Source organism: Flavobacterium soli DSM 19725 (genome assembly GCF_000422705.1).
GTDB classification, from domain to species: Bacteria; Bacteroidota; Bacteroidia; order Flavobacteriales; family Flavobacteriaceae; genus Flavobacterium; species Flavobacterium soli.
Window position 1 is genome coordinate 188,216 of sequence record NZ_AUGO01000006.1, and the last position, 12,453, is coordinate 200,668.

Genomic DNA, 12,453 nt, shown 5'->3' on the forward strand with positions numbered 1-12,453 from the left:
ACAAAAGAGAATGACAATTTCAATCTGGAGGTATAGCCATTTAGCTTTGGCTATATCTTCTTTTCTTTTTATAGCATTGGCTTCCATCACTGGGATTATCTTGGCTTTCGAGCCAATTTCCCAAAAGGTTCAGCCTTATAAAACTGATGGTTTTAGTGAGATGAATGTTGCTGAAACCATTGGAAATTTCCGTTCAAACTATGATGAAGTTTTTTATATTGCTGTAGATGACAATCAGTTTGTTATTTTGAATGCAATTGACCAAGAAGGAAATGATGTATCGGCTTATGCCAATCCCAAAACAGGAAAAAAAATAGCTGAAGTAGGAGAAAAGAACGAATTTTTTCAATGGGTTACCAATCTGCATCGATCACTTTTCTTGAAAGAAACAGGACGTTTTATTATTGGATTAGTTTCTTTTTTACTGCTTTTGATTGCCTTTTCGGGAACTGTTTTGGTCATTCAAAGACAACGTGGCATCAAACGTTTTTTCACCAAAATCATAAAGGAAAATTTCGCACAATATTATCATGTTGTTTTAGGAAGATGGACACTTATTCCGATTATAATTATAGCCTTGACGGGAACTTATTTGTCACTTGTGAAGTTCAATGTTTTTACAGAACAAAAGATTTCTCACGATATTGATTTCGATAAAATTACATCTGAACCGAAAAAAGAAGTTGCTGATTTTAAAGTTTTTCAAGATATTCCTTTATCTGATGTAAAAAAAATTGAATTCCCTTTTTCAGATGATCCAGAAGATTATTTCACGCTCCAATTGGCGGATCGTGAATTGGTGGTGAATCAATTTACAGGCGAAGTTTTAAGTGAAATAGAATACTCTAAAATTAATATTTTTAACACTTTAAGTCTTGACTTGCATACAGGAAGGGCTAGTGCGATTTGGTCGATAATTTTAGCAATTGCCTGTATTAATATTTTATTTTTTATTTATTCTGGTTTTGCAATTACGCTAAAGCGGATGAAAAATAAATTGCGAAATAAATATAAAAAAGAAGACTGTAAGTTTATCATTCTAGTAGGTTCAGAAAACGGAACAACAATTCGTTATGCAAATGCGGTTCACAATGAATTGCTGAAAAACGGTCAGAGATCGTTTATTACTGAATTAAATAATTACACCATTTTTCCAAAAGCTGAGCATTTAATTGTGATCACAGCGACTTATGGTTTGGGAGATGCTCCAACAAATGCAACAAAATTTCTTCAAAAAATAAAAGAAAACCCACAATCCAATTCGGTTCATTTTTCCGTTCTCGGATTTGGTTCGAAAGCCTATCCTGATTTTTGCCAATTTGCTTTTGAAGTTCATAATGCTTTATTGCAGGAAAGTTGGGCTGAACCTTTGCTGGAAATTCATACGGTAAATGATAAATCGCCAGATGATTTTGAAAAATGGACATCTCTTTGGTCACAAAAAACAGCCATTCCATTCGATATTTCGCCAAAGCTTTTGAATCTAAAACCAAAGCGAACCCAACAACTCGTGGTTACCGAAAGAACTGAAATCGCACATGTTGATGGATCTTTTTTAATCCGATTAAAATTCAAGAAAAAGGCAAAATTTACTTCGGGTGATTTGTTGGCTATATATCCTGCAAACGATCATCGTGAACGCTTGTATTCAATTGGAAAGGTAAATAATGAAGTGCAATTGAGTGTGAAATTGCACCAAAATGGACTAGGTTCAGGTTTTTTATATCAATTGGATTCAGGTGATACAATTGAAGCTCATTTGAGTAACAATAAACATTTTCATTTTCCGAAGAAGGCGAAATCAGTTGTTATGATTTCCAACGGAACCGGAATTGCTCCTTTTTTAGGGATGATTGATGAAAATCGAAATAGAATAAAAACCTATTTGTATTGTGGTTTCCGTGATCAATCTTCCTTTGAATTATATAAAAATGATCTAGAAAAAGGTTTATCAGAAGAAAAACTTACCCAATTAAATTTGGCTTATTCCCGCCAAGGCGAAAAACAATATGTGAAGGATTTGGTGCTTCGAGATGCAAATCTGATGGCTGAAACTTTGAAAAATGGCGGTGTCATTATGATTTGTGGTTCATTGGCTATGGAACAAATGGTTGTCGCCAATCTGGAAGCCATTTGCCTTGAGCGAAAAATGGAAACAATTGGTTATTATCAATCAAGAAATCAATTGCTGACGGATTGTTATTAATAACAGCAATTTTTTAAATTTTATGGATAAAAAAGTCAACACAGATTTCACAAATTTCCACAAATTAATTGGTGAAAATCTGTGAAATTTGTGTTGATTAACTACTTTTATTCGGAGTAATTAGTCTTAAATTCTAGTAAATTTACAAACTATAATTCAAGTTTACCGCCAAACGATAATTGGCCTCAACTCGACTTCCGGTAAGATTCTGATTGATTGGAAGCATTGCATTTACTCCAGCGGAGAATTTTTTGTAACCCACTTCAACTCCAATTTTACTGAAAAAAATATCGCCTTTTGTTAACGGTACATCTTCCTTGTGGTCTTGGTTGGCCTTGTAAGTTTCTCCAGCAATTCCAATTTGTGGAACAATCAAAACCTTTTGGATTCCAGTTGTATAAAATAGCGTGCTTCCGTAATTAAATTGATCGCCAAATTTATAGTTCTTGTCGTTTTCAGTCTTGAAAATATAATTTAATGTAGTATTCAGTCCTAATTTTTTTCTTCGAATGATATATTCTGAAGCAAGCGAATAATCCCAACTTCCGGTTCCAACCTGAAAACTCGGATTGATGCTTCCGTTATTGGTACTGTCGTATTTTCCTGTTGGAGCTTTCACGCCACCACCAACGAGAATTTTGTGTCCAAATTTTACGGTACTGTCAATTTTTGATTCAAATAGATTATAAAAAGCCATCACGGTAATATCGCCAATTCCATCGATATTTTGAGTGTCATCGGTTTTGATTCTTCGATGAAAATGATAGGGAAGGAGGGCTGTAATTTCAATCTTTTTAGAAATTGGAATTCTTCCCCAAATTTGAGCCGTATTGAAGTTTTCGTCTATCCAAGGTGAATTGTTGAAAACGCCATCCCGACTTTTATAGCTTTGATGGAAATAGCGAATACCAACAAAATTATCGTTCAACATCGAGCTGAACCCCATACTTCCTCCATTTGCAGAGCATCCACAGGCATCACAATCATCGAAAAAAGTAAAAGAATTTACCTTGAAAAACGGATTTGGAAATGCATTTGGTTCATTTGCAAAAGCATTTAAAACCAAAAAGCAAAACATTATAATTAGTGTTTTTTTCATTTTAAATTAAGTTTGATGGTAAAATTCAGGATTGGTAATGAATTGTTGATCAGTTAATGTTTTCAAGAAAGCGATAATGGCTTCCTTTTCTTCTTGCGAAAGCGGAATTCCTAAGGTTTCGTGTTGTTGCATCAAAGGGTCTAAATTTTGGGTATTTTGAACGCCATTAGAATAAAAATTCAAAATCGATTGCAATGAGCCAAAACGGCCATCGTGCATGTAAGGTGCTGTTAGTTCAACATTTCTTAAACTTGGCACTTTGAATTTGTATCGGTCATTTAGAAATCCTGTAACCGTTTCTCTACCTAAATCATTCAAATTTGGATTAGGTGGCAAACCGTTATTTCGGAAGGAATTATCAGTGAAAATATCAGTCGGGTGACAAGAAGCACAATTGTTTTGGAACAAGCTCAATCCTTGCAATTCCTGTGCATTCAATTCACCACCCATTTCGTTTCGAACATATTTGTCGTATTTTGAATCGGCCGAAATCATAATGGTCATAAATTGACCTAAAGCCTTGAGAATATTAGCCGAACTGATTTGCTTGTTTTCAAATGCATCACCAAATAAACGAACATATTCTGCATCTTGCTTGAGCTTTTCTGTAATTCCAGGAAGCGTTTCGTCCATTTCTATTGGATTGTGAATCGGAACTATAGAAAGCATCTCAATACTATTGGAAGCTCCGTCATAGAAATAGTCACTTTGAAACGCCATATTTTGAATAGCTGGAGCATTCCTAGTACCAATCTGGTTGTTTATTCCGTGACTGAAATCGTGTCCGTGATGCGTGAAAGCTGATGATTGTTCATGGCAAAAAGCACAGGAAATAGTGTTGTCCTTTGATAAACGAGCATCATAAAACAATTTCCTGCCTAATTCCACACCGTATTTTGTTGGATAATTATTGGCAATATCCTGTTGCAAATCGGGGAAATTGGAAGGGATTGTAAAATCATAAGGACTGTTCTTTGGAATGCTAGCATAATCGTCTTCATTGCTACAAGATGTCATCATCAAAAGCGGACCAATCAAGGCAATGTGTTTTACTTTTTGAAAAAATAAAGTCATGTTTTTTAGATTGAATTATTCAAACCATTAAGATATTAAGTTTCATTAAGCCTTAATTCTCTTAATACCTTGATGGTTTAAAAGTTATTAGTGATGGCTTCCAGCTCCATTATGAACGTGATCTACTTTAAACATATTCAAGGTATTGGTTGCAATCTTGATTAAGTTTTCGCCACCCATAATACTTGCGTTAGTTCCAGCATTATTCAAGTTGTTGTGAAGGATGATTTTGTTGGTTCCATCAGCAATTACATTGGCATCAGCCACCAAATGAATGTTAGGCATCTCGTTGGTTCTTACTCTGGCTGTAGAAGGTAAGTTCAAAGTAATCTGCCTGTAATTGTCTGTTGCAGAATTACTTCCTTGATGTATTTGGAAGTTTAAAGGTTCTTGATTGTTTAAAGAAGTAAACGTTCCTTCAAAGTTGATAAAACGGTAGCCTGTACTCCAAGTCCAAACCATATTGTTGGCAGAAGCGAGGTTCCAAAATTCCTGTTGGGCCGTTTCTCCTTCCAAATAACGTTGCTGATCCACTCCAATTCCGAATTTTATTTGCTTATAATTTCCAGAAGGAACATTTTCTAAATGTACTGTCAACGCTTCAGTTTCTTCACTGATAAGGAAATAGCTTTCATTTTTTGGATAGGTGAATTCCGTTCCATCTTCTTTTATGAGGACAATATTACTCACGATATAATTGAAGCGGTTGATAGTCAGCGTTTCACCATTTGAGTTGGTGTATGAACTTCCCAAGACCAATGCATCTCCGTTTACACCGTTGTCAAAAAACAGTTCTACCTCTCCAAAAGTTCCATTTGCGGAACCTTCATTTGCAGAATCGTCGTTGCTACAAGAAGTTAATAATACAGTGAATGCTAAAAATAGTGCTAAATGTTTAAAGTTTGTTTTCATTTTATTTTTAAGATTTGATAATTAAGATTTAGTTTTCCTTTCGGAATTGTTCAGGTGTAATACCCACCTGTTTTTTAAAGAATGTGATAAAATAGGACGGACTTTCAAAACCCAATTCATCGGCAACTTCATTGATGGAAAGTGAGGTAAAACGGAGCTGTCTCTGCGATTCAATTAGTATGTGTTTTCGAATCATATCTCCAGCAGTTTTACCTGTTTCTTTCTTGCATAAATTATTAAGATAATTGGTTGTAATGTTCAATTTATCAGCATAATAAGAAGGGAGTTTTTGACTTGAATAATCTTCCTCTATTAATTTTTTAAATTGATTTATCTTATCCAGTTTTACTTCTGTTTTTCTGAGAATATTTTTAGGCGAAAGCAATCGTTCCAACTCAAAAAGAATGATGTTGATGTAGGAACGAAGTATGTTTATTCCTTCTTCTGAATGCAATAAATATTCCTGATGGAGTAGTTCCAACAAGCTTTTTATTTTGTTTGATTGCAATGTTGACAGCTTCGAAACCACTCGGTTTTCTGTTTCCAAAAAGCCAAAATGATTCAGGATATTATTGTTATACCGCAAGGAAAAAAAGGTTTCCGAAAAGCAAATTGCCTTTCCCGAAGCTTTTTCCTCAATAGTAATCGTGTTGACACAACCTGGCTCAATGACAATGATTTTAGCTTGCTCAAGATGAACTACAGCATTGTCTATTTGAACAATGCCAAAAGCATCATCCACAAATAGGACCGTATAGAAATCATTCTTGTGAGGCGTTTGCAATTCTTGAAAAGTCACTTGAAAATCTTCAAGATCACAAATCAAAAAGTGCTGAAAATCACTATCAAATTCAGCCAGATTGCATACTTTTATTTTTGTATGCATTTGGGATTTGATTAATTAAATTTTAGAGGATCTAAAAATAATTAAGCCAACTTGGGAGGATGGAATATGGAAGTGGAGCGTTTCTTGATTAAAATACAATCAGGAAGAATTGCAGGTTTTGGATATTCCTGAAAAAGCACAGGCATTTTTGTATAAGTATCATCTGCAATATGACAGAATAACTGAATTTCTTTAACTTTTAAATTGGGAAGTTTTTGTTCCTGTTTTTGGTTTTCCTTTAATTTCTCATTCAAAAAACATTGTCCTTTACAAACTGGAATCTGGTCAAATCGGTTGATACAAATGTTTTCGGCAATATAATCTCTATTGGCATAAAAAGAAATTATGATCCAGAAGTTGCACGTACTTTGGAATACGAACGTCAAAAGCATTATATGAATCAGCAACTTTTTCATTTAGGCTTTCAATTCTTTTAAAAGGATTTTGATATCGGCAATCAATCGTTTTGTTTCGGCAGAATTGGTTCCGTCATAAACGCCACGAATATGACCCTTATCGTCAACCAGCAATAAGCCACCTCCGTGAACATATCCGCCAGGTTCATTTTCATCACTGTAAGCCGTTGTAAAATAGCTTTTTTCTGCTATTTCAAGGATATCTTCTTTTTTTCCGGTAACAAAATGCCAGTTAGAATTAAGGTTCATACTTTCGGCATAAAATTTTAATTTTTCGATTGTATCTCGTTCAGGGTCAATGGTGTGGGAAAGAAAAGCAACTTGCGGATTACTGTTGTAAACATCATAAACTGATTTTAGTTCTGATGTCATTTTCGGACAAATAGTAGGGCAGGAGAGGAAGATAAAATCGGCAACGTAGATTTTATTTTCAAATGTTTTATTGGTAACAATTGAATGATCCTGATTGGTAAATTTGAATGCACTAATCTTTGGGAAAATGGTATCAGTGCCTTTCACAACAGGGTTTCCCAAATATGGAAGTTTAGTTTCCTTTTGAGAACAGCCCATAATGCCCATAAACAAAAAAACAATTGCCATTTTGCAAGAGTGTTTTAAAGTATATGGAGCTGTTTTTTTCATTTAGGGATTTTCCTTTAAGAAAGGATTCAAATTTGATGCAAATATACTGAAAACAATAGCAATTTGGATTTCGTTTTTAAGGTGTTGTATATCAATAATCAATTATAAAACGAAAAAAACTCTTCAGGAAACTGAAGAGTTTTGAAAATATAAGGAGCAATAGGGCTTATTTCAAATTCGCTTTGATAACAGCTGCAGCTTGCAAAATAGCTGTTTGAACAGCTGGTACATTTGCAATAGGGTTCAACAAACCATAATCGTGAATCAATCCGTTGGATCTTGTTAGTGTTACTGGAACTCCAGCTTGTTCTAACTTTCTGGCGTAAGCTTCGCCTTCATCTCTCAACACATCATTTTCGGCAGTTTGGACGAGTGTTACAGGTAAACCTTTTAGTTGCTCCAATGAAGCTTGTAGCGGAGAAGCATATATTTCTTTTCTTTTTGAAGTATCAGGCAAATAGCTGTCCCAGAACCATTTCATCATGTTTTTAGATAGGAATCTTCCGTTTGCAAACAGGTTATAGGATTCTGTTTCAAAATTTGCATCCGTAACAGGCCATAACAAAACTTGCAATTTGATTTTTGGTCCGTTTTTATCTTTTGCCATCAAGGCAGTTACCGCTGCCATATTTCCACCAACACTGTTTCCAACTACGGCAAGGTTTTTTCCGTCAACACCAATTTCTTTTCCGTTTTTTGAAACCCATTCTGTAGCTGCATAAATTTCATTGATAGCAGTAGGATATTTGGCTTCTGGAGAAGGAGAGTAATCCGGAAATACGGCTACAGCACCACTTTCTACAACCAAATCACGAACCAATCTTCTATGTGTTGGGTAATCTCCCAAAACCCATCCACCACCATGAATAAAGATGAAAACTGGTGCATTTGCTTTAGCTCCTTTTGGTTTTGTAATATGAATTTTTACAGTATATCCGTTTTGAGAAATGGTGCGTTCTGATTCTTCAATTCCTGAATAATCTACTTCAACAGATTTTTGTGCTCCAACCAAAACCTGACGAGCATCTGTAGGACTTAATTGTTCCAATGGCTTTCCATTGCCAGAGTTCAATGCTTTTAAAAATGATTGAACAGAAGTGAATACTTGAGGGTCATTTTCTCCTTTGAAAGGTCTTTCTTGTGCCATGATAATTGTATTTAATGTTAGTAGTAAAAATAGTGCTATTGATTTTATTGTTTTCATGATAAATGTTTTTTAATGATTAATTTAAATGTGCTTCTAAAGTAATTTCGAGGTTATAAGCTTTACTTACAGGACAAGTCTCTTTAGATTTTTGTGCGATTTCTAAGAATTGTTCTTCTGAAATCCCGTCGATTTTAGCATTTAGGGTTAAAGCTGATTTTGTAATAATACCATTATCTAATGTTACGACTGCTGTTGTTTCCAAAGCATCTGGATTGAATCCAGCTGTTGTCAAGTCTAAACTTAATTTCATCGTAAAGCAACCTGCATGTGCAGCCGCCATTAGTTCTTCAGGATTGGTTCCTTTTCCTTCATCAAATCTTGAAACGAATGAATAAGGAGTTTGATTTAAGGTTGTACTTTGAGTAGTTAGGTTTCCTTTTCCTTCTTTGATTGTACCGTTCCAAACGGCTTTTGCTGATCTGTTCATAATGTTTATTTTTAATGATTAATTTTAACACTACAAAGTTGCGACAGTTACACGTTCGAAAACAGAGCTAATATTCCTTAAAGATTGTATATTTTTCCCTTTGAGGTATTTTTATAGATTTTTATATGATTTTCTAAGCTTAAAGCTAAAGTTTGAAGCAAAAAAAACCAGTCAAAAAGGTTGACTGGCAAAAGTTTTAATTCGTTCCGCTGAATTTTTTCCTAAAACTCACCGGACTATCTCCGGTTTTTAAAGTAAAGAGCCGATTGAAATAGGCGGGGTCTTCATATCCTAATTGATAGGCAATTTCCTTTGAAGTTTTGTTGGTATGGATAATAAGCCGTTTTGCTTCAAGGATAATTCGGTCTTTAATGATGTCATTGGGTTGTGATAAACCTAATTTTTTGAATTTGTGTGTAATAGTTTTTGGTGCCAGATGCAGTAAATCGGCATAATCTGCTACGGTATGTTTTTCTTTATAATGAATTTCAACCAACCTGCTGAAGTGGCGGAAGAATTCCATTTCGCTATCTTGAGTAAGCATTTCCTGTCCTAATTGTTGCTTTTTCCAAGCACGAGCCGCTCTCAATAATATTTGTTTCAAGCAAGTGCGAATCATTTCTTCTTCCGAAGCATCTTTCAAATCCAATTCTTCATTGATTTGCAGGAATAGATTTTGAATCAGTTGCTTGTCTGCATCATTCAGAACGGTCATCGGCATATTATAGATGTTGTTGAAAAGCAAGCCATCACAAGCCACTTCTTCATCATGAATCTGGACACAATAGAAATCTCGATTATAAAATATAAAATAACCCTTTTCTTTTCCTGATTTTTGAATTTGTAAGAACTGATTGGTATTTACAAAAAACAGACTGTCTTGAGAAGTAGTATATTGATTAAAATCAATGGTTAGGGTATAATCTTTTGGGAGATAAAGTATTTTTATCAATGATTTAAATTGTATGTCATTATTGATTTTTGACACACTTTCTTCATCAACGGCAAGTAGGCCTAATTTTTTATAATTTAATTCAAATACTTTTTGCAAGACCATATTATAGGGATATAATGAGTTGTAAAAGTAGTAAATTTAAGGTAATTGAAATTTTTGAGATAATAATTAAAACTTAAATATAAAGAAAAAAACTCCAACATTTCTGTTGAAGTTTTGTGGGCGATGAGGGGTTCGAACCCCCGACCCCCTCGGTGTAAACGAGGTGCTCTGAACCAGCTGAGCTAATCGCCCTGAATGCGAGTGCAAATATACACTATGAATTTATATTTGCAAGCTATTTTGAGTAAAAAATTATTCTTTTTTGATGTCTTTCAATAAAACCTTGTCGGAATAGTTGATGACTTCTACAGTAATGTTCTCATTTTTAGAATTTTTACCATCAATTGTGTATAGTTTTCCGCTTCCGTCTTTAATATTACTTTGGTCAAAATCAACATCGCCATGGGTCAATATTTTTTTGATATCGCTGGTGTCAATCCATTTTTGAGCTAATTTTTCCTTTGCAACATCAGAATAATGGAAAGGTTTACTTCTCAAATCTTTCAAAACCCTGGCATTTGGAAAATAACTGCAACTTGTTTCTTTTCCGTTAAGGATAAAAAAAAGAAAAACCATTCCGATGGCAAAACCAGAAAGGTAATAGGCAAAACGCTGATAAAACTTCATTTAGTTAAATTTTGTGCAAAGGTAAGTCAAACAATAATTAAAACACAATTAAATTGATGTCGCTATTTGGAATTCCGAACCACTCTCCAATTGCTTTATTGGTAAGGATTCCGTGATAGAAATAAACACCGTGTTTCAAGCCATTATTGCATCTGATGGAACTTTCAATTCCGCCATCTTCGGCAATTTGCAATAGGTAAGGAGTGATGATGTTACTGATGGATAACGAAGCGGTTTTGGAATAACGCGAAGGGATATTGGGAACACAATAATGAATAACATCGTGTTTTATAAAAGTAGGTTTCTCATGTGTTGTCACTTCCGAAGTTTCGAAACAGCCACCAGTATCAATGCTAACATCCACGATTACAGCACCTTTTTTCATGTTTTCCACCATTGTTTCGTTTACAATAATCGGGCAACGGTCTCTTCCTTTCATGGCTCCAATAGCGACATCACAACGGCGAAGCGCTTTCAGTAAGGATTTTGGTTGTATGGTTGAAGTAAAAACCCGTTGATTCAAATGATTTTGTAATCTTCGTAATTTTGTGATTGAATTGTCAAAAACTTTTACGCTTGCACCTAATCCGATGGCAGTTTTTGCAGCAAATTCTCCAACACTTCCAGCACCAAGAATTACAACTTCGGTAGGAGGAACGCCAGTTATGTTTCCGAAAAGCAATCCTTTTCCAGATTGACTGCTGATCATTAATTCGGCTGCAATTAAAACAGAAGCTGTTCCTGCAATTTCACTCAAGGATTTTACTGCTGGATATGTTCCGTCGTCGTCTTTTATGAATTCAAAAGCTAAGGCAGTAATTTTTTTCTTGTGAAGTGCCTCAAAATAGTTCGCTTGTTTCGTTTTCAGTTGAATTGCCGAAATAATAATCGTTTGCGGATTAATCATTTCGATCTCTTCTATTGTTGGTGGTTCTACTTTTAGAAGCATCGGACAACCGAAAACTTTCTTGGTGTCTTTTGTAATTTCGGCACCTGCATCACTGTATTCTTTGTCGGAATAACTTGAAGCTTCTCCTGCACCAGATTCTACCATTACCCTGTGTCCATGTGAGGTAAGCGAATTTACAGCATCGGGAGTCAGGCAAATTCTACGTTCCTGAAAAGAAGTTTCTTTTGGAAGACCAATAAAAAGTTCGCTCTTGTGTCGGGCGATTTCTAACTTTTCTTCCTGCGGAATAAGTTGCTGTTTGGTAAAGGGGGTCAGTGACATAATGGTGTCTAAAAATTAAAGGTCTAAATTACGTAAAAAGTTGGAAAATCCGGAAGTGAAATGTTGGAATTTTATCGATATTTTTAAGAAATGTTTAATAGTACAAAAATCATTTTCCTTTTAGCCCCGATAGTAATGGAAATCCCGATGATTTTTTCTTTAAAAATCATCGGGATTGTAATGGATAGCGGGAACGACGTTTCTGAAAATGCCCTACAGTTTCGCTCCCGAAACTTCGGGATAATTACTTTAAAACAAGTTTCCTATTTCCGTTCCCTAATACTTTAATATTGATAACAGAATGCTGTTGCGGAATCAATGACGGGATTTTTTCGGCCCATTCGATGAAGCACCATTCGCCTGAATATAAGTACTCGTCGATGCCCATATCATAAGCTTCGGCTTCGTTTTTTAATCGGTAAACATCAAAATGATAAACTAGTTTTCCGTTTTCGGCTTCATATTCGTTTACTAAAGAAAAAGTTGGGCTGCTTGTGGCATCTTTCACGCCAAGTGCCTTTGACAACGCTTTTATAAAGGTGGTTTTGCCAACTCCCATATCGCCGTTAAACAAAATTACCTTTTGTGGATTTTGCTTTAATACTTCTTGCGCAACTTGATGTATTTGTTCAAGTGAAAATTCTATTTCCATTGTATATCAGAACAATA

General features: G+C 34.9%; 13 protein-coding genes and 1 tRNA gene. 1 reads left to right on the forward strand and 13 read right to left on the reverse strand.

What is annotated here, in order from left to right:
• The first annotated feature begins 10 nt into the window (after nt 1–10).
• A complete protein-coding gene (locus tag G508_RS0108200) occupies nt 11–2,206 on the forward strand; it encodes a PepSY domain-containing protein (protein WP_026704863.1) in 2,196 nt (731 codons plus the stop codon).
• A gap of 142 nt (nt 2,207–2,348) precedes the next feature.
• On the opposite strand, the gene G508_RS0108205 is transcribed toward G508_RS0108200, so the two are convergent.
• The 13 genes from G508_RS0108205 to tsaE form a co-directional block, all read right to left on the reverse strand.
• The gene (locus G508_RS0108205) at nt 2,349–3,305 is read right to left on the reverse strand and encodes a transporter (protein WP_026704864.1); all 957 of its coding nucleotides are present in this window, start codon (nt 3,303–3,305) and stop codon (nt 2,349–2,351) included.
• A gap of 6 nt (nt 3,306–3,311) precedes the next feature.
• Entirely contained in the window at nt 3,312–4,379 is a 1,068-nt protein-coding gene (locus G508_RS0108210) for a cytochrome-c peroxidase (RefSeq protein ID WP_026704865.1), read from the reverse strand.
• Nucleotides 4,380–4,466: 87 nt separating this feature from the next.
• Nucleotides 4,467–5,291, reverse strand: coding sequence for an MbnP family protein (locus G508_RS0108215; RefSeq protein ID WP_026704866.1), 825 nt, complete (start codon nt 5,289–5,291; stop codon nt 4,467–4,469).
• Nucleotides 5,292–5,319: 28 nt separating this feature from the next.
• Nucleotides 5,320–6,177, reverse strand: a complete 858-nt coding sequence (locus tag G508_RS0108220; protein ID WP_035694409.1) for an AraC family transcriptional regulator — start codon at nt 6,175–6,177, stop codon at nt 5,320–5,322.
• A gap of 41 nt (nt 6,178–6,218) precedes the next feature.
• Nucleotides 6,219–6,593 carry a hypothetical protein gene (locus G508_RS0108225; protein ID WP_026704868.1) on the reverse strand — a complete coding sequence of 125 codons (375 nt, stop codon included), beginning with the start codon at nt 6,591–6,593 and terminating at the stop codon, nt 6,219–6,221.
• Nucleotides 6,594–7,193, reverse strand: coding sequence for an SCO family protein (locus G508_RS0108230; protein WP_026704869.1), 600 nt, complete (start codon nt 7,191–7,193; stop codon nt 6,594–6,596).
• 208 nt (nt 7,194–7,401) lie between these two features.
• Nucleotides 7,402–8,439: an alpha/beta hydrolase gene (locus G508_RS0108235; protein WP_026704870.1), complete on the reverse strand. Its 1,038-nt coding sequence runs from the start codon at nt 8,437–8,439 to the stop codon at nt 7,402–7,404.
• Between the two features lie 19 nt (nt 8,440–8,458).
• On the reverse strand, nt 8,459–8,869 hold the full coding sequence (locus G508_RS0108240; protein WP_026704871.1) for an OsmC family protein: 411 nt from the start codon (nt 8,867–8,869) through the stop codon (nt 8,459–8,461).
• A 196-nt stretch (nt 8,870–9,065) separates the two neighbouring features.
• Nucleotides 9,066–9,926 (reverse strand): helix-turn-helix domain-containing protein, encoded by an 861-nt coding sequence (locus G508_RS0108245; RefSeq protein ID WP_026704872.1) that lies wholly within the window; start codon nt 9,924–9,926, stop codon nt 9,066–9,068.
• Between the two features lie 117 nt (nt 9,927–10,043).
• Nucleotides 10,044–10,118, reverse strand: a tRNA-Val gene (locus G508_RS0108250).
• A 60-nt stretch (nt 10,119–10,178) separates the two neighbouring features.
• Entirely contained in the window at nt 10,179–10,553 is a 375-nt protein-coding gene (locus G508_RS0108255; protein WP_026704873.1) for a DUF4258 domain-containing protein, read from the reverse strand.
• Between the two features lie 37 nt (nt 10,554–10,590).
• Nucleotides 10,591–11,784 carry an alanine dehydrogenase gene (locus G508_RS0108260; protein WP_026704874.1) on the reverse strand — a complete coding sequence of 398 codons (1,194 nt, stop codon included), beginning with the start codon at nt 11,782–11,784 and terminating at the stop codon, nt 10,591–10,593.
• Between the two features lie 244 nt (nt 11,785–12,028).
• The gene (tsaE, locus tag G508_RS0108265) at nt 12,029–12,436 is read right to left on the reverse strand and encodes a tRNA (adenosine(37)-N6)-threonylcarbamoyltransferase complex ATPase subunit type 1 TsaE (RefSeq protein ID WP_026704875.1); all 408 of its coding nucleotides are present in this window, start codon (nt 12,434–12,436) and stop codon (nt 12,029–12,031) included.
• Between the last annotated feature and the right edge of the window lie 17 nt (nt 12,437–12,453).